The 22,456-nt window shown below is 71.5% G+C and carries 19 protein-coding genes and 1 pseudogene; 6 read left to right on the top strand and 14 right to left on the bottom strand.

The window, feature by feature from the left end:
* The 4 genes from JHN63_RS37935 to JHN63_RS37920 form a co-directional block, all read right to left on the bottom strand.
* Window positions 1–369 (bottom strand): dihydrofolate reductase family protein (locus tag JHN63_RS37935; RefSeq protein ID WP_374222979.1); only part of this gene is annotated, 369 nt, incomplete at its 3' end.
* A 120-nt stretch (window positions 370–489) separates the two neighbouring features.
* Window positions 490–858, bottom strand: coding sequence for a roadblock/LC7 domain-containing protein (locus tag JHN63_RS37930; RefSeq protein WP_200689616.1), 369 nt, complete (start codon window positions 856–858; stop codon window positions 490–492).
* A gap of 85 nt (window positions 859–943) precedes the next feature.
* Window positions 944–1,783 (bottom strand): hypothetical protein, encoded by an 840-nt coding sequence (locus tag JHN63_RS37925; protein ID WP_200689610.1) that lies wholly within the window; start codon window positions 1,781–1,783, stop codon window positions 944–946.
* On the bottom strand, window positions 1,780–2,130 hold the full coding sequence (locus JHN63_RS37920; protein WP_200689607.1) for a hypothetical protein: 351 nt from the start codon (window positions 2,128–2,130) through the stop codon (window positions 1,780–1,782). The genes JHN63_RS37925 and JHN63_RS37920 overlap by 4 nt, the downstream gene beginning before the upstream one ends.
* 165 nt (window positions 2,131–2,295) lie before the next feature.
* Between JHN63_RS37920 and JHN63_RS37915 the strand changes: the two genes are divergently transcribed.
* Window positions 2,296–2,661 (top strand): hypothetical protein, encoded by a 366-nt coding sequence (locus JHN63_RS37915; RefSeq protein ID WP_200689605.1) that lies wholly within the window; start codon window positions 2,296–2,298, stop codon window positions 2,659–2,661.
* Between the two features lie 128 nt (window positions 2,662–2,789).
* On the opposite strand, the gene JHN63_RS37910 is transcribed toward JHN63_RS37915, so the two are convergent.
* Both JHN63_RS37910 and JHN63_RS37905 read right to left on the bottom strand, forming a co-directional pair.
* Window positions 2,790–4,469 (bottom strand): CocE/NonD family hydrolase, encoded by a 1,680-nt coding sequence (locus JHN63_RS37910; RefSeq protein ID WP_200689603.1) that lies wholly within the window; start codon window positions 4,467–4,469, stop codon window positions 2,790–2,792.
* A 49-nt stretch (window positions 4,470–4,518) separates the two neighbouring features.
* Window positions 4,519–5,112, bottom strand: coding sequence for a response regulator transcription factor (locus JHN63_RS37905; protein WP_234478303.1), 594 nt, complete (start codon window positions 5,110–5,112; stop codon window positions 4,519–4,521).
* A 382-nt stretch (window positions 5,113–5,494) separates the two neighbouring features.
* On the opposite strand from JHN63_RS37905, the gene JHN63_RS37900 reads away from it, so the two are divergent.
* On the top strand, window positions 5,495–6,430 hold the full coding sequence (locus JHN63_RS37900) for a hypothetical protein (RefSeq protein WP_200689600.1): 936 nt from the start codon (window positions 5,495–5,497) through the stop codon (window positions 6,428–6,430).
* A gap of 21 nt (window positions 6,431–6,451) precedes the next feature.
* On the opposite strand, the gene JHN63_RS37895 is transcribed toward JHN63_RS37900, so the two are convergent.
* Window positions 6,452–9,298 carry a LuxR family transcriptional regulator gene (locus JHN63_RS37895; RefSeq protein WP_307782075.1) on the bottom strand — a complete coding sequence of 949 codons (2,847 nt, stop codon included), beginning with the start codon at window positions 9,296–9,298 and terminating at the stop codon, window positions 6,452–6,454.
* Window positions 9,299–9,520: 222 nt separating this feature from the next.
* On the opposite strand from JHN63_RS37895, the pseudogene JHN63_RS54430 reads away from it, so the two are divergent.
* Window positions 9,521–9,892 (top strand): annotated as a pseudogene (locus JHN63_RS54430) (ATP-binding protein); the annotation flags it as partial.
* Window positions 9,893–10,812: 920 nt separating this feature from the next.
* On the top strand, window positions 10,813–12,267 hold the full coding sequence (locus tag JHN63_RS54425; RefSeq protein WP_307782074.1) for a LuxR C-terminal-related transcriptional regulator: 1,455 nt from the start codon (window positions 10,813–10,815) through the stop codon (window positions 12,265–12,267).
* Between the two features lie 26 nt (window positions 12,268–12,293).
* Here the strand turns inward: JHN63_RS54425 and JHN63_RS37885 are convergent, their stop codons facing one another.
* Genes JHN63_RS37885 through JHN63_RS37855 form a run of 7 tightly spaced genes read right to left on the bottom strand, consistent with a single transcriptional unit; the run spans window position 12,294 to window position 18,273 of the window.
* Window positions 12,294–13,751 (bottom strand): aldehyde dehydrogenase, encoded by a 1,458-nt coding sequence (locus JHN63_RS37885; RefSeq protein ID WP_200689595.1) that lies wholly within the window; start codon window positions 13,749–13,751, stop codon window positions 12,294–12,296.
* Window positions 13,752–13,808: 57 nt separating this feature from the next.
* Window positions 13,809–14,633: a mycofactocin-coupled SDR family oxidoreductase gene (locus JHN63_RS37880; RefSeq protein WP_200689593.1), complete on the bottom strand. Its 825-nt coding sequence runs from the start codon at window positions 14,631–14,633 to the stop codon at window positions 13,809–13,811.
* A gap of 8 nt (window positions 14,634–14,641) precedes the next feature.
* On the bottom strand, window positions 14,642–15,274 hold the full coding sequence (locus JHN63_RS37875) for a histidine phosphatase family protein (protein WP_200689590.1): 633 nt from the start codon (window positions 15,272–15,274) through the stop codon (window positions 14,642–14,644).
* Window positions 15,265–15,492, bottom strand: a complete 228-nt coding sequence (locus tag JHN63_RS37870; protein ID WP_200689588.1) for a hypothetical protein — start codon at window positions 15,490–15,492, stop codon at window positions 15,265–15,267. Before JHN63_RS37870 ends, JHN63_RS37875 begins: the two co-directional genes overlap by 10 nt.
* A gap of 3 nt (window positions 15,493–15,495) precedes the next feature.
* Window positions 15,496–15,936, bottom strand: coding sequence for a Zn-ribbon domain-containing OB-fold protein (locus JHN63_RS37865; protein WP_200689586.1), 441 nt, complete (start codon window positions 15,934–15,936; stop codon window positions 15,496–15,498).
* Window positions 15,933–17,144 (bottom strand): lipid-transfer protein, encoded by a 1,212-nt coding sequence (locus tag JHN63_RS37860; protein WP_200689578.1) that lies wholly within the window; start codon window positions 17,142–17,144, stop codon window positions 15,933–15,935. Before JHN63_RS37860 ends, JHN63_RS37865 begins: the two co-directional genes overlap by 4 nt.
* A 4-nt stretch (window positions 17,145–17,148) precedes the next feature.
* On the bottom strand, window positions 17,149–18,273 hold the full coding sequence (locus tag JHN63_RS37855) for an amidohydrolase family protein (protein WP_200689576.1): 1,125 nt from the start codon (window positions 18,271–18,273) through the stop codon (window positions 17,149–17,151).
* A gap of 158 nt (window positions 18,274–18,431) precedes the next feature.
* On the opposite strand from JHN63_RS37855, the gene JHN63_RS37850 reads away from it, so the two are divergent.
* Window positions 18,432–19,118, top strand: coding sequence for a TetR/AcrR family transcriptional regulator (locus JHN63_RS37850; RefSeq protein WP_200689574.1), 687 nt, complete (start codon window positions 18,432–18,434; stop codon window positions 19,116–19,118).
* A gap of 143 nt (window positions 19,119–19,261) precedes the next feature.
* Window positions 19,262–22,258 carry a helix-turn-helix transcriptional regulator gene (locus JHN63_RS37845; RefSeq protein ID WP_200689572.1) on the top strand — a complete coding sequence of 999 codons (2,997 nt, stop codon included), beginning with the start codon at window positions 19,262–19,264 and terminating at the stop codon, window positions 22,256–22,258.
* The last annotated feature ends 198 nt before the right edge of the window (window positions 22,259–22,456 follow it).

Raw genomic sequence — 22,456 nt, 5'->3', positions numbered from 1 at the left:
GCTGTGGATGCCGTCGGTGACGAACGTGAAGGTCGTGCCGCCCTCTTTGGCGAGGGTCGGGCGGGGGCGGTGGGTGAGGACGAAGACCGGGGTCCGGAAGGGCGGGTCGGCGCCCCAGAACTCCTCACCGGTGTCGTACATCATCCGGCCCATCACCACCGCTCCGGTCGCGTCGAACCACTCGCGCATCAACTCGGAGTCGCGGTTCTCCACCCCGCCGGTCATGCCCTGGCGCTCCCGCCAGCTCGCGAGACCGTGGATCCACTCGAAGAGCGGCTCGGCGCCGTCGCCGCCGGGGTTGTCGATGGTCACGTCGGTGCCGGCGATATAGCCGTCGAGGGAGATCGCCAGATCCGCGGTTACGGTCACGAGGGTGCTCCTGAGTCGTGGAGGTACTGCTGCTTCCACTCTCACGTCGATCGGGATCCGGCGCATTCGACATGCCGCCCCTCCCTTCCGGGGCGTTGCCGCAGTGGCTGGTGAGCCCGGCTACACGTCCTCGTCGAGATGCCGGCGCAGTCCCGCCGTGACGGCCGGGATCTCACGGCGGAACGCCGCTTCGTCCAGGCCGTCGTCCGCGACCACGGCGAGCAGCGCCCGGTCGCCGACGGCCGTCACGATGACATGGCCCGTGCTGCACCGCGCGCTGATCTCACGGAGGTGCCCGGTGCCGCCCTGGTCGGCGAGCCGGTGGCCGAGAGCGAGGGTCGCCGCCGCCACCGCGGCCATGGACTCGGGGTGCGTCTTGGTCGTGTCACTCGCCACGACGAGCCCGTCACTGGTGGCCAGCGTGGTTTCGGTGACTCCCATTACGTTGTCCCGCAGGGCGATGAGGAGGTCGGTCACGGGGTCGCTCATGGCGTCTTCTTCCTGTTTGCGTGCAGGCGGTGGGGCAACGAGGCAGGAGGGGAGCCGGTTGGGGGCACGGCCGGGGAAGGGTGCTTCAGTCGTGGGGCCGCTGAGTCGGCGCGGAGTTCCGGCCGGGGTGGCGACGCGGGAGCGATACGGGGTCGAGCGCGGCGGGCGCCACCGCGGAGGGCGCGATACGCGGTGCCGTGCTCGGCCGCCGGTCCGTCGAGGGTGTGTGCGGCCGGACGAGACCGCGGTCCAGCAGGTGTCGTAGGTCGAGCATGACGGCGAACAGACCGCGGCCGAGAGCGAAGGCGATGTCCCGCGCCGTCCGGCGGCCGTCCGCGGTGGCCAGTACCTCCTGGTGCCGGGCCGGCAGCCCGCCGACGGTTCCGGCGAGCGGCGCGGTGGACGTCGGCTGCATCCGGGTGCGGGCGAGGGCGGCGGCCGAACCGGGTTGCCCGGCCAGCAGGTCGATGCGCCGGGACACCTCGTCCAGGAGTCGCTCGGGGGTGACACCGGCATTGCGGTACAGCGTCGGCACGGGGTCGGTCACCTCCCAGCTGTCGGGTACGGCGAGGGAGAGCGCGAAGGCGGCGTCGAACAGCGCGCTCAGACTGATGACCTCCAACTCGCCGGCACCGATCAGCCCGCGGTCCACGAGCTCGGCGGCGAGGCGTTCATGGCTGGTGTCGGAGGCGCGGACCGCCGACCACGTCTGTTCGCCGATCCGGCCCGACCTGAGCAACAGGCCCTCGATGCCCGGGGCGCCAGGGGTCTCCATGGCCACCACCAGTCCGTCCCGCACATGGATCGAGCCGCCCGGGGTGCCGGTCACGAGCACGGTGCAGGAACGCCGTCGGCTCCGGAGCGCCGCCAACAGGGCCGGAACGTTGCGGGAGTCGGCGAGCGGTACCTCGGTGCCTTCCGTCATGCGAGCAACTCGTCGGCGTGCCGGTTCAGTTCGCGCAGCGCCCAGGTGAGGTTGGTGCGGTCGCGGTCCACGGTCGCGCACAACAGCAAGGGGTCGCCCTGCCGCGGGAGTTGGATCGTCACCAGATGCCGGGTGGAGGTGGTCACGATGACGCTCTCCAACTCCCCTGCCGCGCCTGCCCGGGTAAGGCGGGTACGGGCCAACTCCGCTATTTCGCTGGAGTCCTGACTGCCGCTCACATCACCGGACTCCGCATACGAAAGGCCGGTGACGGCATCGAGCACGGCGGCTCCACTGATGCCGGGCGTGGTCAGGGCGCGGCCGAGTACGGCGTCGAGCGATGACAAAGGTCCCCCCTTCAGTCACTCCGAGTGCAGACTACTTTATTTGCCAACCATCGCAACTCTGACCAAAGATGGTGTTGTCTGATACCCGAACGGTTCGCTTTGAGACCGTTTTCGTGGCGAGATGCTGAATCTTGCCGGGGCGTGAGGGGAACGAGGCAACACCACATGAACATTGAGGCGACGCTCAAGGAAGCGATGACTATCGACGGGGCCCTGGGGGTGTCCCTGGTCGACTACGAGAGCGGCATGACGCTGGGGGCGTTGGGCGGCGGACCGCATCTGGACCTGGAGGTCGCGGGGGCGGGCAACACCGAGGTCGTGCGGGCGAAGCAGCGCACGCTGAAGTCCATCAACCTGGACGACCGGATCGAGGACATCCTGATCACCCTCGGTCGGCAGTACCACCTGATCAGGCCGCTGGCGAGCACGCGAGGCTCGCTCTTCCTGTATCTGGCGCTGGACCGGGAGCGCAGCAATCTGGCGCTGGCGAGGCATAACCTCAAGCGCCTCGAGGCCACCCTGGAGGTATAAACACGCCGGGGCATATGACAATTGACTAGTCGGCATGCCGGTCCGGTCTCGGTGGGGCAATTTGCGCCCCGAGACCGGCCGGGCCTCGGGGGCGTATTCCGGGGCCTCGGACGGCGGTTGATGCGGCATTAATTGTCTAGTCCACTAATGTCTAGTCCACTTTTGAGGTCCCGCCCGGCCGAGGCGTTTTTCCGCGTTGTCGGGCAGACCGGCAGAAGTATCGCGGACAGGTGTTCCGGGTCATGGAACACCTCGTGGTTCCCGGCGCGCAGACTCGTGGCCGTCGCCCTGGGTTCGCCGGTGCCCGGATTGCGGTTGTAGCGCGGAAATGCGCCGCTGGACACCTGGACGCGGATGCGATGACCGCGCCGGAATCGATAGGCCGTCGGCCACAGCCGCACGGTCGCGCAGGAGGTCCGGTCGGCGCCGGTCAGACCGACCAGGCCGTCGCACACGTTCGTCGAGCGGCCCTTGGCGTCCACGTCGCACAGCCGGACGAACACATCCGCGTGGGGCAGGTCGGAGCGGAACCAGATCTCGGCGCTCACCTCGCCGATGACGTCAACGTCCGCGTCCAGTACGGCAGTCGTGTAGTTCAGCACGTCCGGCCGGGCTTCGAGCCCGGAGTTGTCGACACGGCCGCCCTTCACCCCGAGGGCCAGGCGCACGCCGCCGACGGCCGGAGTCGGGTCGGCCGGGTCGTAGCGGTAGCGGTCCGGCGCGGATTCGGCAGCCGGGTCGGTGGACAGGAGGCCGCCCGCGTGGAGGTGGAAGCGCTGCGGTGTGCAGTCCGGCGGCGGCCAGGACGGGATGTCGCGCCAGGTGTCCGCGCCCATGACGAACAACCGGACCGGCGCACGCTCGGGCGGCTGCTCGCCGCGCGCGAGGGCGAGACCGAAGCCGAGGGCCTCGCCGGCCGCCGTGACGCCCACACCCCGGGAGGTGTGCGACCACGGTCCGACCGTGAGCCGGGCCTGCCGTCCGGCCGCCACCAGGGCCTGGTGGTCGCGGAGTTGGCCCGGCAGGAAGATGTCGTACCAGCCGCCGACCGAACTCACCGGTACGGCGATGTCGGCCACCCGACGGCGGTGGTCGAGGTCCGTCCAGTGCGGCGTACCGGCGTCGTGGGCGAGGACGTCCTGGATGTAGTCGGAGCGATGGCCGAGGGCGGCGAAGTCGGCCTGGTTCAGCGGTAGTTCGGACATGGCCCGGCGAACCCGCCGCGCGCCCAGCAGTTGGCGCGGAACGGCCCAGCGGCGTTCCTGCCCGGCGACCATGACACCCCAGCCGAACGGCGTCTCCAGCGAGAACCCGTCCGCGCGCAGGAACTCCAGGGTGAGCGCCGACTCCGACACCACCGGGATCATCGCCTGCGGCGGCAGTTGATCGGCGACGGCCCACTGCACGAAGCCGAGGTAGCTCATGCCGTACAGCACCATCGCCTCGCCGAACCAGGGCTGCGCGATCACCCAGTCCAGGGTGTCCAGCCCGTCCTCGCGCTCCTGTCGCAGGGGGTCGAAGACGCCGCCGGAACCGAACGTCCCGCGCGTGCTCTGGATCAGCACCTGGAAGCCGCGTTCGGCCAACGGCCGGACCATCGGCCCCACGGCCATCCCCGACCTGCCGTACGGACTCCGCAGAAGCACGGTCGGCAGGCCGTCCCCGCCGGACCTCGGCCGCCAGCGGTCGGCCAACAGGACGGTGCCGTCGCGCATCGGCACCCGTAGATCGTGCTCGACGGCCAGATCGCGGGTGAGCGGTGCGGGAAGGCTCAGCAGACGCTGAGTGAGGTGGCTGCCCAGGTTCACCGGTGACTCCTCCGTCAACTCCCGTGCCGGAGACCGATGGTACGGCGGCTCAGATCAGTCCGGCCCGAATCGCGTACGAGACGGCATGGGCGCGATTGCGGGCCCGCAGGCGCTTCATCGCGCCGTAGAGGATGTAGCGCACCGTACGTTCGGAATAGGCGAGTTCGGTCGCGATCTCGTCGCACTGCCTGCCCTCGGCGATCAGGCGCAGGACGGCCACCTCGCGCGAACTCAGTGGCGTTCGGGCGGCGGTCTGTCGTGGACGCGTGGGGGACTCGGTCCCGTCCTCGCCCGCCACGGCGCGGACCGTGCGGACGAAGACGTCCGGGCTGCAGAAGTCCCACCACACGACGGCTCGGACGCCCCGGTGCCTGGCCGCCGACACATCGGCCTGCCAGCGCTGGCTCACGACCACCAGGAAGCGGGCGCGCGGGTTGTCGCTCAGGCTGGGGAGCAGGTCCAGGACGGAGGCGTCCGCAACGTCCACCGCGACCACGATCGCGTCGGCCTCCCGGCTCCTGTCCGGCGGCACCTCGCGCAGCCGCGGCTCCATGGCGACGAAGCCGGCCAGCCCGGCGCGGATCAGGGGAGCGGGGGCGTGGATCGCCACGCGCAGGCTCTCGCCGACTACTTGCTGAGGCATGTGCCCCCCAACTCGCAACTGGGATCGTCCATGAGGTTCGGGAGGACGATGGTGTCACCGGCCAGGACCCCGCACTCGCGCCATCGCTCCCGCGTCCGCGAGCCGAGGGAAACCTGGCGCGAGTCGCCGAGGCGACCTGATCCCGGTCCGCCGTGCGAGGCCGGCCCCGGCCGGGAGGATCCCGTCAACTCCCTGTACGGACCGGCAAGGTTGGCGGTTTCGGCTTTCGCCGGAAACCGCGGGCGCGCGACGATGCCGTAGGAAGCGCGTTCTGACGCCCTTCGTCCACCGGTTCGCTTCGCCGTCGCCGACTCACGCCGACGGCCCGCGTCCCCACGACCGGTGACCGTCTCTGGCAACTTCTAGCAACAAAGGTGGCCGCATGATCGCGTCCATTGCCCTGTGCGTGGTGCTCGGCCTGTTACTGCTCGGGGCCGCGGTGACCCGCCGGCGGCGCAACTCCTCCTCCGCGCACGGCCGTTCGACACTGTCGGGTGCCAACCGCAGGGCACTCGAGACAGTCGCGCTGGGCCTGCGCGCCGTGGCCGCGGGACGTCCGCACGGCGGACGCCCGCTGCCGGACATCAACGCCGTCGTCCACTCGGGACAGCGGCTGACCTTACGGCTCGCCGAGGCGGACAAGCACGCGCCGGCACCCTGGACCGCGGACGTCTCCGGAAAGGAGTGGTCCGTGGACACGGCCAAGCTACGGCGAGGAGGCAACAGGGGCGACGGACCCACACATCCGTACTCCCTGACCGTCACCCTCGGCCTCCACAGAGGCGAGCGCATGCTGGTCGACCTCTCGCGGCTGAGCGGACCGATCGCCCTGACCGGAGACGACAACGATGTCCTGCTCCTGGCGCAGGCGCTCATCTCCGAGCTGGTCTCCGGGCCGGTCGGGACCCTCGCCACGGTCGTCCTGGTGGGCTCGGCGGCCACTCCCTCGGTGACCGACGGACTGGGCGCGCGATCGGCCCGCCTGCACACCGCGGCCACCCGGGGCGAGGCACTGGCCGTAGGAGAGAACACGTCGCCCGGACACGGCGGGAGAGCGTCGGCACTCCAGACCCTGCACATGGGCAGGGACCGCGGCGCGGCCAACGCGCGGACCCATGCCCGCCGGCTCTTCGTGGTGACCGCGGCGCAGTACCGCAACGAGCGCTGGGGCGACACCCCGTTGCGCATGACCGACGCGCTCATGGTGCTCGGCTACATCCCCGCCCTGGAGTGGAACCTCCAGGCGAAGCCCGACGGCTCCCTGCTCACCGGCCGACTCGGTGTACCCGTCGACACGCACGCCGCGCATCTCAACTGACCTGACGTGCAAGGGCGTTGGCTACGGCCGCCGCGCTCCGCCCGGGCCCGGCACGGGACCGCCGGTCCTGGGCGGAGCGCCGTCCGGCGCCGGCGCGCGGCGGGCGAGGCTGCCGTCCAGCCAGGCCGCGGCCAACTCCACCCGCGAGCGGCACCCCGTGCGCCGGAAGAGCCGGCTGAGCCGCCGCTCCACGGTCTTCTCGCTCCACGCGAGCCGCGCCGCGATCTGCCGGTTCGTGGCCCCCTCGCTGACCATCGCGGTCAGCCGGACGTCCTCCTCACCGAACGCGTCCCCGACCGGACGCGTCCTCGGCAGTCCGAAGGTCCGCCGCTTCATGTGACCGAGCGTCGTACGGGTGGCGCGCCCGATCCCCAGCGACTGCGCGATCCGCGAGGCCTCCGCCAGCCACGGTTCGGACGCGTCGCCGATCTCCATCAGACACAGGCAGCAGAGCAGTTCCAGGTAGGCATCGCCCCGGCCGCGCACCGAGCGGAGCGCGGTCAGCGCGCTGTCCGCGTCGCCGTGCACCAGACCGCGCCCGAAGAGCGTCGCCTCGTGTGTCATGGGGGAGCCCACCACCGCGTGCAGCGCCTCCAGTTCGGCCAGCGCCGCCGGCATGACCTGCGGCAGACCGGCCACCAGGGCGAACGAGACGTATCGCAGCAGCACCTTCTCCGTGCCCGAGTGCAGACCCTCCTCACGAGATCGTCGTACGTCTCTCAGGGCCTTCTCCAGCGCCTCCTCCTTCTGCCCCGACCAGTACCGCACGCCCAGCCTGGCCCAGACGACCAGCGGGTGCGACACGGCTTCCGGGATCAGCGCGAGCCAGTCCTGGGCGAGCCCCAACTCCCCGCGCGTGCAATGGATTTCGGCCGCGAGCGCACGGGCGGGCTGTGCCGCGCCCGCCGTCGTGCCCCGGGTCCGGCCGCGCGCCTCGATGCGACGGGCGGACATCAGGGCCCGGTCCCAGTCGCCGTCGAGGTAGTCGCGGACCATACCGTGGTACCAGGCGGCGGTGCTGTTCCCCGCCCCCGTGTACCGGTCGCCGAGCACGGCGGACAGGGCGTCGGCCAGGTCCCCGTGGACGACCGCGTTCCGGAGCCGGTCCAGGTCCGGTGTGCTGTTCGCATCGGTCGGCAGGGTGCGCAGAGCGGCCGCCAGGTCGGTGCCGCTCCCCGCCGAGGCGGCCAGCAGCCGTAGCTCCAATTCGGACGGCAGTGGCCCGGATCCCGTCCGACGGCCGGTCGCTGAGGACCTGCGGGTCCTGCTCCAAGTCGGGGTCGGATTGAGCCCGAACGGCCTGACCAGCTCAGCGAGTTGGGCTACGGCGGGCATCGGACCGTCGACCTCAGGAATGTCCGGCAACCGGTGTTCGTGCACAGCCGCCAGAGCCCACACCTCGGCCACGAAGTCCAGCGAGCCCCGATCCTGCTCCTCGGCCGGCGTTGTCGCGAGGTGGGCGAGCAGTGGCTCGCCCAACGCCAGCGCACCGGTGTGGTCGGCGTGACGCAGGCTCAGTTCGGCGGACTCGCGCAGGACACCGGGCGTCCGATCGTCGTGCGGCTCCAGGCGCCGCAGCGCCGACGCGTAGGCGCGGACCGACCGGGGCCAGTCCGACCTGGCGTCCGCACGGGCCGCCGCGAGCAGCACGTCCACCGCGAGCGCGTCGTCCACATCCGCCCCGGCGGCCGCCACGTGTTCGGCCAGCCGCGGATAGCAACTGCCCGCCGCCACCGCGCCCAGCCGATCGGTCAAGGACCGGATGATCAGGGCGTGCAGCGACGACACGTCATGGTGGGTGGACAGCGCCCGCAGCGTGGCCGCGAGCGCCGGGACCGCGAACGCCATCCGGCCGTCCCTGTCCACGGTCAGGATCCCGTCCCTGACCAGCGGGGTGATCGCCCGGTCGACAAGCCCGGCCCGGCGCGGACCGCCCGGCTTCAGCCGGAGCAGATCGTCCAGCCGGACCTCGGCGTGTTCGAGGGTGCGCGCCACCGCCGCCGCGTCGTCCAGACGGTCGGCGTCCGGCGGGTCGTCGGGCCAGCAGAGTCGGCTCAACTCCGTTGTGTCCATGGTGAATCGCAGCGCTCGCTCCGGCTCGGTCAGGCACACCTGCCCGTCGAGTTCCAGGAAGCCACCGTGCTCTTCCATCGCGTCCAGCATCGACAGTACGGCCGCGGGGGTGCCCGCCATCGGGCCGAGCGCGGCCAGCACCGCCGTCACGAGCGCCGGCTCGACCGGGCGACCGAGCCGCCGTACGACGAGGGCTTCGAGGTCGGCGGGGCGCAGCGGCGGCAGTTCGAGCAGCCGGTCGGCCGCCGCCGTGAGGGGGGAGGCGCCGTCGGCTCCGGGGCGGATCGGGCGCCCGGCCATCACCGTCGGCACTCCAGTCGGGCGGAAGACGCGCAGCAGCAGGCCGAGGGCGGAGGCCGTCGGGCGGGGCATCCGTTCGACGTCGTCGACCACCACCGCGAAGGGGATGCGGGCCGCCGCGTCCGCGAGGATCTCACTCAGTACGGACAGCAGTGCCAACTCGCCGTCCTGGCCGGTGGATTGCAGCCGGATCCGACGGACGGCGCCGACCCGCACCGGGCTGCGACGGTCGTGGAACTTGGCGAGCACCGAGTGCACGCCGTCGGCCAGGGCGGCCGCACCGGGCGGGCTCCCGGCGTCGTGACAGCGCAGCCGGAGGACATGGGCGCCTTCGCCGGCCGCCGTTCGGCGGGCTTGTTCCAGCAGGGCGGTCTTGCCCGTGCCCGGGCCTCCGACGAGCATGAGGGTACGGGCCGAAGCGCCGGTGGACAGCAAGGTCCGTGTCACATCCCGGAGTTCGGCGTCCCTGCCGATGACCGGGTCTCCTTCCCGCACGTCCACCCCTTCCGGGTTCGCTGCTGCTCCGCGGGTGAACGGGCAACAGGCGCAGGCGAGTTGACGGCGGTGTGTGCGGAGCCGGTCGTCCGACGGAGGCGACCGTGTGAATGTGATCATAATGTGGACGCGGGGCCGGTTTCCGAACATACGGCCGACCGGGGATGTCCGGACCGGTTCTTGCCCGCCCGGCCCACGTCGTCGAAGAGAGAGCGGTGGACCATGGCCGTTCCGGTGCGTGGTGGCGCAGGCATCACGGCCGACCATCTGGTGGGCCGCGAGCGGGAGTCGGACGTGGTCCACGGTCTGCTGACGGACCCGGGCGGGCCGCGCCTGGTGCTGGTCCGGGGTGAACGAGGCGTCGGGCGCACCGTGTTCGTGAACAAGGTCGCCGAACGGCTGCGCGCGGAAGGGGTGTTGGTGCGTGCCGTGAGCAGTGTCCCCGGTGACGGCGCCCGGCCGTACCTGCTGGCGTTGCGGCTCGTCATGGCGGTGGAGGAGCGCCGGCCCGCCGAGGCGCTGCGGGCGGCCGGGCGGGGCGACGGGACGGTGACGGCCGCACTGTTGCGCACCGCTCTGGCGCGGCCCGCTCCGATGGTCGTGGTGCTGGACGACATCCAGCACGCCGACCCCGAGTCGCTGGCCCTGCTCGCCGGCACCGACTTCACCGGGGTGCCGTCGGGCGTCCGGGTGGTGGCCTCTGCCGTGGGGCGCGGTGAGGCAACCACCGCGCATCTGTCGGGAGTTCAGGGATCCCGCACGATCGCGCTGTCCCGGCTCACCCCTGACGAGACCACCACCGTGGTGACGGCGCGGCTGGGAGCGGTCCCCGACACCGGTCTGGTCCGGCGGGTGCGGGACCTCACGCGCGGGGTGCCCGGGGCGGTCGACAGCCTGCTGGCCGAGTGGGCTCGGCAGGGGGTGATCAGGGTGGCGGACGGCCATGCCTTCGTCGGGGTGCGCACGCCGACGCCCGTGCTGCGGGACAGCGACCGGTTCCTGCGGGCGCTGGACGCGCTGGGCGAGCCGTGCCGCACGGTGGCCGGAGCGCTCGCCGTCCTGTGGCCGCTCGGCGTACGGGCCGTGCCGCTGATCGCCGGGTCGGCAGGGCTGTCCACCGGCCAAGTCCGCGACACTATCGGTGAGTTGGTCGACGGGGAGATCGTCGAGGAGCTGCCCGGTCCGGAGGGCGGTGCCGCACAAGGGTGGGCGTTCGCGGTTCCGCTGGTGGCCCACGCGCTGCGGGAGCGGCTCGGGCCGCTGGAGCGCAGTCGGCTGTCCGCCACGGCGGTGGAGACACTGTGGGCGGACGCGGACGCGGACGCGGCGGGCATCGCGTCCGAGGGGAAGCCGCCGACAACGGTCGGGCTCGACGCGGCGGACGCGGTGGCCTATCTGGCGGACCGGATCGCGGAAGCGGGGACCCTCGTCGAACGGGGGCGCGCGGCAGCTGAGTTGACGGTCGCCGCCGAACGCCTGCATCCCGACTCCGAAGGCAGGGGAATGCTCCGGTGGTGCCGGGCGGCCGGTCACCTCGTCGAGCGTCCCGCCGACCGGGTCCCCAGGTCGTCGGCCGTCGCCGCCGCCAACAGGCTTGCGGTGTCCTGGAGTTCGAGTCGGCCGACGACCTGGACTGGCGCGCACTGTCCCGACTGGCCACGGAGCAGTGGTGGGACGAACTGCCGCTGCCCGTCCTGGCCGCCACGACCGGCCGGGCGCTGGCCCTGTGCCTCCTGGCGAGATGGCGCGAGGCACTGGACCTGCTGACCCGTACGGAACCCGTCTGGGCCACCGAGGTCCGCGCCCGCGCCAATCCCGCCTGCTTCCGCGACGCGGCCGAACTCGCCCTGGGCCGGCCGGAACGCTTCAGACGCTCACTGGCCGTCCCGGAAGCGCCGCACATCGGTCCCGACCACGCCTACTCCCTCACCGTCACCAAGTTCGACGAACTCCTCAACGGCGGTGACCTGTACGCCGGGGAAGCACTCCTGGCCGAGCAGGGCCTGACCCCCGAGGTGCTGCCCCGGTCCAGCCTGTTCCTCCGGCACCACCTCCGGGGCGAGTGGGACGAGGCACTGGAACCGAGCCGCTGGATGCTGGCCAACAACCAGTTCCACACGCCCGCGACCGACAAGTACCTGATCCCCGCGCGGACTTCGGCGATCCTCCTCGCCCGGGGCCGCGTCACGAGCTCCCGCCGCGTGCTCGACAGTGCGCGAGCCCCGGGGGAGGGCCCACCGGAGCACTCCCTGGACGCGGTCCAGGCAGCGGTACTGCGGACCCTCGGCGATCCGGCCGGCGCCGAGCAGTCGCTACGGCGCGGCCTGGACGGGGCGGGCGCCCACGAGCAGATCGCCGGAACCGACGAACTCTGGGCCTCCCTCGCGGAGTTGCTCACGGAGGCGGGACGCACGGCGGAGGCGACGACCTGCCTGGCCCGCCTGGAACACGTCTCCGACCGCATGGGCACCGGAAGGACCAGGCTCCGCCATCTCCTCGCATCGGCCCGGGTCCTACGACAGGACAGTCCCGCCATCGCCGGCGAGCAGCTCAAGGAGGCCGTGGAACTGGCACGCACGCGCGGCCAGCCGTACGAGACCGCGACCACCCTCGTCGCCGCGGCCGACGCGGGCGCGGGCCCACCCGCACTGCTGCGCGAGGCGTACGACCTGTTCGGGCAGTGCGGAGCCGCAGTGGACCGCTTCCACACCCGGACCGCCATGCGCGCGGCCGGGGTCACCGTCCCCGGCCGCAAACAGGCCACCGTGGAGAGCGAGTTGCTGCTCGCGACGCTGATCGCCGAAGGCCTGACCAACCGTCAGATCGCCACGGTGCTCCGGCTCACCGAGGACGCGGTCGCCAACCGGCTGTCCCGGCTGTTCACCCGCACCGGGCTGCGGTCCCGCACCGAGGTGGTCACGGCCGTACTCGGTGGCCACCGCGCTCGCGGGGTCGTGTCCCCCGTGTAGGGGTGGGCGCTGTGAGGAGCATGCCCTCACTCCGGCGGGATGATCGACACGGTCTTGTAGCGCAGGAACTCGTCGATGCCCGCCCGGCCGCCCTCCTTGCCGTAGCCGCTGAGGCCGAGGCCGCCGAAGGGGGTGTGCGGGAGGTTCTGCCGGGCGCCGTTGACGTACACACCACCGGCCTTCAGGCGCTCGGCGACGCGGTGGACCCGAGTGAGGTCCGTGGACTGGATGTTGGCGCCGAGTCCGTACGGCGTGCTGTTCGCGAGGGCGACCGCCTCGTCCTCGGTCGCGAACTTGAACACCAGCAGTACGGGTCCGAAGACCTCCGTCTGGGCGATCTCGTGCTCGGAGTCCACATCGACGATGATCGTGGGCTCGACGAAGTTCTTGTCGGCCAGGTCGCCACCGGCCCGGTTGCCGCCGAGCGTGATCCGCCCGGCCTTGTCCCGCCTGGCGCGGTCGAGCATCCCGCAGACCCGCTCGACGGCCGCCGCGTTGATGAGCGGCCCCACCTTGACCCCGGGATCGAACGGATCCCCCATCCGGTAGGTCGCGGCGACCTCGGTGACCCGCTCGACCACCTCGTCGTAGATGTCCTCGTGCACGATCAGCCGCGTCGGCACCACACAGCCCTGCCCGGCCAGCACCCCGATGCTGTCCCGTACGGCACGGCTCGCCACCGCGTCGAGGTCACCGGCGTCCGGGAAGACGATGCTGCCCGTCTTGCCGCCCAACTCCATTACGGCGGGCTTGAGTTGCTCGGCGCAGGCGTGCATGATCCGGCGGGCCGCGACGGGACCGCCGGTGAAGCTCACCTTCTCCACCTTGGGGTGGCGTACCAGGGCCTCGCCGGCCTCGGCGCCACCGCTGAGGATGCTGCAGACGCCGTCCGGTACGCCTGCCTCGCGCAGGAGTCGGGCGTACAGGTGCGGTGCGAAGGGGGTGAACTCCGAGGGCTTGACCACCACGCAGTTCCCGGCCGCCAGCGCCGGGATCACCTTCATGCCCAGCGACACGACGGGGCCGTTCCAGGTGACGATGATGCCCACGACGCCGTACGGCTCGGGTGCCGTGTAGGAGAAGTAGCCGCGGGTGTCGAGGGTCGAGATCAGCTCGCCGGAGAGCTTGTCGCACCAACCGGCGTAGTAGCGCGTCCAGTTGATCGAGTTGTCGACGATCCGTTCGCCGAAGTGGGTCGGGGTGCCGCCGTCGAGCGCCTGGAGGTCGACGAACTCCTGACGGTGTTCGCCCAGCAGCTCGGCGAACCGGATCAGGACGTCGCGCCGCGCCTCCGGCGTCCAGCGGCGCCAGGACTCGGCCCGGGCGGCGGCCAGTTCGACGGCCTCGTCGATCTCGGTGGCACCGGCCAAGGGGATCGCCGCCTGTATCTCGCCCGTGTAGGGGTTGCGATGCTCGAAGACACCGCCGGAACCGGAGTCGAGAACCTTGTCGCCGTAGCGGAGTCGGACGTGTGGAGCGGTCACGGGCATGGGTGTCGTCTCCCGGGGAGTTCTTGGTCTGCGGGTGCGGCGGCGCGAGACTCAGCGGACGGCGAAGCCCGCGTCGAGGGGCAGTTGGACGCCGGTGATGTAGGCGGCCTCGTCGGACACCAGCCAGGCGACGGCGTTGGCGATGTCCTCGGCCCGGAGGATGTCGATCGGCAGGGCGTTCCGCATCTGGCTGATCGGGTTCTTCTCGCCCCTGGCGGCCTGCGCGTGGAGCTCCTCCATGACCGGGTTCTGCGTCATGCCCGACAACACCCCTGTGGGATGGATGGTGTTGACCCGGATCCGCTCGCCCGCGTACTCGTTGGCGAGCACCTGCATCAGCCCGACCAGTCCGCGCTTCGCCGCCGTGTAGGCCTGGCCGCCCGCCTTGTCGTTCGCGCCGCCCTTGAGACCGGCCACCGAACTCGTGATGACGATTGACCCGCCGCGCTTCCCGGCGCGGATCGCAGGCAGCACCACCTCGATCGTGCGCCACACACCGGTCAGGTTGACGTCGATGATGTCGGTCCAGGTGCGGTCGCGGTCGCCGCCGGGGGAGAGCCGGATGATGCCCGCGTTCGCGAGCAGCACGTCGACCCGGCCGAAGCGCTCGACGCCGTGGTCCAGGACCCGTTGCAGATCGTCGAAGCTGCGTACGTCGCCCTTCTCGGCGACGATCGACCCGCCCGCCTCCTCGACGGCCTTGACCGTCGCCCGGAGGTCGTCCTCGGTGGCGTTCGGGTAGTCCATCGACTCGATGTCCTCGCAGATGTCGAGACCGATGATGTCCATGCCCCGGGAGGCGAGTTTCACCGCGTGCGCGCGGCCCTGACCGCGGGCTACACCGGTGATGAAGGCGACCTTCCTGCCTGACTCCATGTCAGCCCCTATCTGTAGGTGACGAGTTGAGGGGGCAGGTGGGAGTGCTCGTTGAAGGTGAGGAGCGTGCTGCCCCGGCTGCCCACGACGACCTTCGTGACCCCGCTGTTGACCGCCACGCGGTTCAGCGCGGACCACTGCGGCGCACCGCCGCCCAGCAGCGATGCGGCGATCCACCCGATCACCCCCGCGCTGGTGAAGACGACAGCGGTCTCTCCCGAGGCCAAGTCGGCGGCCAGCGTGCGCAAGGCGACGTCGACGCGCTTCGTGAACGCGGGGAACGGCTCCGTGTACTCGTGGTCGTACCGTCCCGAGGACCAGCGGGGGATGGCCCGGTCGAGCGGCTCGGCATCAGGGGTGGCGACCTCGCGGTGCGCCGCGACGACGTCCTCGTGATGGAACTCGTTCCACGCCTCGTCGACCTCCACCGGCATCGACCACTTCGACGCGCGACATGCGCAACGGGCCGTCTGCTGCTGGCGGTTGAGGCGGCCGGTCAGGATGCGGGTCGCGGTGACACCGCGCCGGGCGAGTTCTGCCCCGAGCAGCTCGGACTGGAGCTCACCGGTGTCGGAGAGCACGTCGTAGTCGGCCGCGCCCACCGATGCCTTGCCGTGCCGGACGAAGAGGATCACGCCCATGGCCCCGCCCCCGACGTGGACGTGTGGAGACGGGCAAGTCGCAGTCCCTCGGCCTGAGTCGGTGCCTCGACGTTCCAGGCGCCGCAGGAACACCAGCACCGGTAGCGGTCGCCGTCCGGGACGACGGCCTGGCCGTCGCAGGAGCCCCCGCTGTTCGCCACGCTCGCCAGGAACTCGAGCGGCTTCTCCTCCAGCGCGCTTTCGTAGTCGTCGCTCATGCCTCACCCCTCCTCGGCGGCCACGCGGAACACGGGCAGCAGCCAGCCGTCGTTGATGGGGTGGAAGTCGACCGTCAGCGCCGACCCGATCCGTACGTCGGCCGGTTCGACCCCGACCACGTTCGTGACCAGCCTCGCGCCGGGTGCGTCCGGCAGTTCCACGACGGCGGGGACCAGCGTCAGATCCGGCAGCCCGGGGTAACCGTGCACCACGGCGAAGCTGTAGACCGTTGCCCGGCCGGACAGTTGGGGCCAGTCGACCGCCGTGGACTGGCACTCGGGGCAGAACGGGGTGGGCGGCAGCCGGAAGGTTCCGCAGTCGCCGCACCGTGGTGCCACCAGCCGCCGTTGTTTCGCGGCCTGCCAGAACGGTTCGGTGACGTGGTCCGTCGCGATCCGTACGACGTCCGACGGCAGGGCCGTCGCGATGCGCGTGCCGGTCACCGGTCGCGTCCCAGGATCAGTCCGCTGACCGGCAGGCTCGCCGGACCTCCGGTGCACAGGGCGAACTCGGCGTCGTCGACCTGGTTGATCGCGGTGCCGCGCATCTGCTCGACGCCCTCGACGATCTGGGTCATCCCGATGACGTACGCCTCGGAGAGCTGCCCGCCGTGCGGGTTCACCGCGACGGTCCCCGGCTTCCTGCGGCGGGCGTAGCGGATCGCGCCGCTCTCGACGAAGGGGCCGCCGTCGCCCTGGGCGCAGAAGCCGTAGTCCTCCAGCTGCATGAGCACCATCGGGGTGAAGTGGTCGTAGATCAGGGCCACATCGATGTCCTGGGGGGTGATGCCGGCCTGCTTGAAGAGGCGTCCGGCGATCGGCCCGTGGCCGGAGGAGGTGAAGGTCTCGTCGGGCATGCCGTACCAGGAGAAGCCGCGGCCCCAGTCCCGGGTGCCGCCGTGGGCGACGGCCACCACGGGGACCGGCTTCTGGCGCAGGTCGCGGGCGCGGTCGGCCGAGGTGGTGATCACGGCGACCGCTCCCTCCGTCTCCAGGCAGAAGTCGTGGACGCAGAGCGGTTCGGCGATCATCCGTCCGGCGAAGTACTCCTCGCGGGTGAGGGGTGTCTTCTTGATCGCCTTGGGGCGGTTGAGGGCGTTCTGCCGGGTGGAGACGGCGATCTCGGCGAACGCGTCCCGGGTGGTGCCGAATTGGTGCATGTGGCGGCGGGCCAGGACCGACATCAGATGGCCCGGACCCGCCAGTCCGGACGGCTGGAGGAAGGAGCCGATCGGGGTCACCGGCTTGGCCGCGATCACCGTGCCGAGGCGCTGCCGCTGCTGTTGCAGGGCCATGACTGTGACGACGACGGTCGCGTCACCGGCGACAATGGCCGCACGTGCCAAGCCGATTGCTCCCGCCGAGCCGCCGCCCCCGTTCGTGAGCGACGCCGAGAAGCGGACCTCGGGGATGCCGAGGGTCTCCATGAAGTCGACGGACTCCATCTTGTCGCCGTAACCGGCACCGGCGCCCGAGTAGAAGGCGAAGCCGTCGATCTCCTTGACCGAGAGACCGGCGTCGGCGCAGGCGGCGAGGACGGCCTCGCCGGCGAGGTGCGTGATGCTCTTGTGGGCGGACTCTCCGCGTCGGTAGTAGGGCGTGGCGCCGACGCCCACGATCGCCACGTCGCGCAGTCCGGAGTCGCGCGGCATCGGCTCAGACCCCGCTCGTGGGGACCGGCGGCACATCGGGGAAGAGTTCGAAGAACGCGCCCTGGGTGATGCGCAGTCGGGTCTCGTCCGAGACACCGTCGAACAGCGTCTTGAGGGTGTCCTGCGTGTGCCCGAAAGTCCCTTCCATGTGCGGGTAGTCGGAGCCGAACATGACGTTCCGGTAGCCCATCGCGTCGAACGCGGCGACCGCCGTCTCGTCGTGCTGGAAGGAGGCGTACACCTGGGTCATCAGGGTCTCCTTGGGGTCCCGTTCGAGTACGGGACGCACCGCCATGTGATGCTGGCGGTAGCCCTCCCGCATACGGTCGCCCAGGAACGGGATCCAGGTGGCGCCGCCCTCGGAGATCAGCACCTTCAGATCCGGGTGCCGGTCCAGGGCGCCGGAGGCCACCAGTTTCATCGCGGCGCGCTGGCCGGAGAACGTCGTCTCCGCGTAGTTCATGACCGCCCCGCCGGGGCCGCGGTAGACCAGGCCCGCGCCGCCGGTCGTCATGTCCACCGGGTCGGTGCCGATGTGGAAGGCGAGGACCATACGGGCGCGTTCGGCGGCGGCCCAGAACGGCTCCCAGTCGGAGCGGTGCCAGTCCGGTGCGCTGGGATGCGGAGTGGTGGGCAGGAACACGGCCTGGAAGCCCTGTCCGGCGGCCCACTCCAGTTCGGCGATCGCGTCCTCGACCACCAGCGTCGACACCTGCGCGGTCACGACATAGCGGTCCGATACGGCCGCGATCTCCTCCAGCGCCCACTCGTTGCTCGCCCGCATGCACGCCTTGAGCAGCTCGGGCGTCCGGAAGGTCGAGGACCACATGCCCAGCGACGGGAAGATCACCTCGCCCCAGACGCCCTCCTGGTCCAGATCGCGCAGCCGCGCCCGGGCGTCGCGGATGCCCTGCGCCTTGCGGCTCTCCTCCAGGAACTCCCTGGCCACCGAGGTCGGCAGTTTGCGACGGAAGGACTGACCGTCGACATGCACCGTCTCGTACTCCCCGTCCGGGTCCTTCTCCGACTTGGGGGTGAGGTCGGCCAGCCGCTTGGGCAGGCGTAACTCCCAGAGATCGCCCGGTTCGAGGAAGTGGGAGTCGCCGGAGTTGGTCCAGATCTTCGGCATCGTGTGAAGTCCTCCGGAAGTAGGGAGGGTTGAGGCCTGCGTCGGCAGGTCTTCGCAGCGAACTGTTCCATCGACGGGGCCCCCTGTCCATAGTTTCTAATGCATCTCCATTAGTTTTGACGTTGCGCGTGCCGCGCCGCATCCATGAACATGAGGCCATGGCAGTGGACGAGAAGGCCGCGGGCCGCAGACGCCGGCACACCACGGGGGAGGCGACCCGTGAACTGGTGATGACGACAGCCGAGCGACTCTTCGCCGCACGCGGGGTCGAGGGCGTGACCCTGCGGGAGATCCAGATGGAGGCGGGGCAGTCCAACTCGTCTGTCATCACCTACCACTTCGGCTCGAAGGCGGGCCTGGTCCGGGACCTGATCGCCTTCCGCTACCGCACCATCGACGCGCGCCGGGCCGTACTTCTGGAGGAAGCCCGCGCCGACGGCGTGGCCGAGGACCCCCTCGCGGCGGTGTGGCTGGTGGTGCGCCCGCTGATCGAGAGCATCGAGGCCGGCGAGATGTTCGTACCGTTCCTGGCCCGGCTGGCGCCCGCGACCGCCGACGCCGAGTACTGGCCGCGTCAGATCGAGGACGCGATCGACGTCCTCCAGGAGTTGGTGCCCGAACTGCTCGGCGCGCTGCCCGACCGGGTGCGGCGGGGCCGCGAGGTGCAGCTCTACAACAGCGTCCTCAACCTCCTGGGCGACCATGCGCGCAACCGGCACCCGATCAGCGACGCGCAGCTCAACAACTACATCGACGGCTGGGTGGGCATGCTCACCGCGCCCGTCTCGGCGGTGACGTACGACCTCATGGAGGACGAGGCGCGGGCGAGGCGCCGACGCGGCTGACCGGTCCACGGTCACTACTGACGAAGAGTCAGAAGTGATGGAGGAGACCGCAGTTGGCGTACCCGTGGACGGCCGGTGCGGGCGTCGTGGCATGCTGCGGTGGCGAGACTCGCACATGTGGTCGGCGTGGGGAAGGCGGTCGGATGGAGCGCTCTGCGGACGGCGGCCCTCTACGCGTGCTGCCCGGCGTCAGCGCTCCGCGCTTTGTCGGCCGGGCGGTCGAACTGCACCGGCTGAGAGCGGCGTTGGTCCGGTCACCGGCCGTGGTTCTCGTCGAGGGCGAGGCCGGAATCGGCAAGAGCCGGCTCGTGCAGGAGGCGCTGGACGAGCCCGGTGTCGCCGCCCGGCGGCCACTGGCCGCCGTGTGCCCGCCGTTCCGGGAGGCGCTCACCCTCGGTCCGATCGTCGATGCCGCCCGCGAAGCCCGCCCCGATATCGGCGAGTTGACCCTCACTTCCCTCGCCGGGGTGCTGCGGCCGCTGTTCCCCGAGTGGGGGCAGGACCTTCCGCCGGCCCCCGAGGCGCTGTCGGACGCGGGCGCCGCCCGGCACCGGCTCTTCCGCGCGCTGGCCGAGCTGCTGGACGCCATGGGAGTCGGCGTGCTGGTCCTGGAGGACGTCCACTGGGCCGACGAGGCCACCCTGGACTTCCTGCTGTTCCTCGCCTCCCGGCGCTCCCGCCGGACGAGCCTGGTCCTGACCTACCGTCCCGAGGACGTCGCGCCGGAGTCCGCGCTGATGCGGCTGACCTCCCGGCCCCAGTCCGGCACCGGACACGTACGGATCCGCCTGGGTGCGCTCGACGTGCCGCAGACCGCCGAGTTGATGTCGTCGATGCTCGACGGCGAACCCGTCTCCGAGGCCTTCGCGTCGTTCCTCCAGGAGCGGACCGACGGTGTGCCGCTGGCGATCGAGGAGTCCGTCCGGCTGCTGCGCGACCGGGCCGATCTGGTCCGGCGCGACGGCGAATGGGTGCGCAGGACGCTGGCGGACATCGCTGTGCCGCCCACGATCCGGGACGCCGTCGCCGAGCGTGTAGCGCATCTCACCCCGATCGCCCAACGGGTGCTGCAGGCCGCCTCCGTGCTGGCCGAACCGGTCGGCCCGGCCGTTCTCGCGACGGTGAGCGGGCTCCCGGACAACGTTGCCGGAGGGGCCGTCGACGCCGCCGTACGCAGTGGACTGCTCGGCGAGGACCGGGCCGGCCGGGTCAGTTTCCGGCACGCGCTGGCGGCCCGCGCGGTCTACGACATGACGCCCGCGCCCGACCGCCGGGTCCTGCACCTCGGAGCGGGCCGCTCGCTGCGGGCCATGACGCCGCAGCCGGTGGCCCGGCTCGCCCATCACTACCGGGAGGCGGGGGACACCGGGCAGTGGCGCGAGTACGCGGAACGGACCGCCGACCTCGCGCTGGCCTCCGGGGACCATCGCACCGCCGTCGGACTGCTGCACGAGTTGCTCACCGGGAGCGATCCGCCCGCCGCCTCGATGGCCCGGTGGGCACAGAAGATGCCGGTCATGGCCTTCACCGGGCTGGTCAGCCGCGGCGACCTGACCCGTGCGCTGCGCAGGGTGCTGGAGGGGGAGGCACTCGCTCCGCACGACCGCGCGGCCGTCCGGACCCAACTGGGAAGGATGCTGCTGCACGCGGCCGAGTACGCCGCCGCAGCAGCGGAGTTGGAGAGGGCGCTGCCGGATCTGGCCGGCGATCCGTTCCAGGCCGCCTGGGCGATGAACACGCTCGGCAGCCCGCCGAGCACCCTGATGTCCGCCGGGGAGCACCGCCGTTGGCTGGACCGGGCGGCCGACGCGGCCCGGCTGCCGATGACGGCGGACCAGCGGCTGGCTCTGCTGGTGGACCGGGCAACTTCCTTGCTGGACATGGGAGATGAGGTCGGCTGGGCCGTGGCCGCGGAGCTGCCCGACACCGCGACGACCCCGGAAGGAATGATGCAGCTGGCCCGCGGTGGACTCAACATCGGCAACTCGGCCATGCGTTGGGGCCGCTACGACGAGGCCAGAGCGCTGCTGACGACCGGGCTGGCCAGGGCCGAAGAACACCGGTACCAGCGGCTCCAGGACATGATCCGGGTGACGCTGGTGCACCTGGACTGGTTCACCGGTGCCTGGGACGGACTGGCCGAGCGAGCCGCCGCCCTGGCAGGGGTGGAAGAGGAACCCGTGGTCCAGCTGGACGCCCTGCTGATCACGGCCCTGCTGGACCGGGCGACCGGCGGCAGCGGAGCGGATCCCGGCCCCGCGGCGGTGGCCGAAGGAGGGGCCGGGACCGTCGAGGAGCGGCTGCGCCAGGTGCTCGACGCGGGGCTGCGGCGGGGCATCGTGGATCTGCCGCTGGAGCCTTCGGCAGCCCTGGCGCGGATCCGGCTCGCCGAGGGGTCGGCCGCCGAGGCGCTGGAGCTGACGGAGGGACCGGCCGACGTCGTGGCCCGCAAGAACATCTGGCTGTGGGCCACCGAGTTCGCACCGGTGCGGACCGGCGCGCTGCTCGCGGTCCAACAGCCGCGCCAGGCACGGCAGTTCGTCGCGGATCTGGCGGAGGGGCTCGCCGGCAAGAACCTGCCGACAGCGGACGCGGCCCTGGAGACGTGCCGCGGAGTGCTGGCGGAAGGAGAGGGCCGCAGCGCCGAGGCAGCCGCGGCGTTCGGCCGGGCCGTCACCGCCTGGCAGCGCCTGCCCCGACCGTACGAGGCACTGCTCGCGGCCGAACGCCGGGCCGGCTGCCTGCTGGCGGCGGGGGACAGGGATGCCGGACTGGCCGAATTCGCCCGCGCGCAGGCCGGATTCACGGCTCTGGGCGCCCGGAAGGACGCTGACCGGGTGCACGTCGCGCGCCGTGCGGCCGGGGCACCGGTACGAGAAGTGTGGCGCGGTGGACGGCGCGGCTACGGCGACCAACTGTCCCCGCGCGAGCTGGAAGTGGTCCGGTTGATGCTCACCGGTCTGACCAACCCGGCCATCGCACGCGCACTTTCGCGTTCCCCGAAGACCATCGCCGCGCAACTGAACTCTGCGATGCGCAAATACGGAGTGACCTCGCGTACCGCACTCGCGGTCAGCCTGACACAGGCCGGAATCACCCCGTCGGAAGGCGACGCCACCGGCGCCGGCTCCGATCTTTAGGTCATCCGCCCCATCGCGAAGCCACCCGGCAGCCGTCGATACTCGGTGCGCGCAGGGTCCGCAGACCGGCCCGCACCTGGACATGACCGGAGAGGCATCCATCCGTCGGATGAGCAGCGCACCCCCCGAACCGACGCTCCCCGAACCGATACCCCCCGAACCGACACCCCCTGAACCGACGCCCGCCGCACCGGGTGC

The sequence above is a fragment of the Streptomyces sp. MBT65 genome, from assembly GCF_016612545.1.
Lineage (GTDB): Bacteria > Actinomycetota > Actinomycetes > Streptomycetales > Streptomycetaceae > Streptomyces.
Note: the sequence above shows the minus strand (reverse complement) of the source record. Positions and strands in the feature narration are given on the sequence as shown.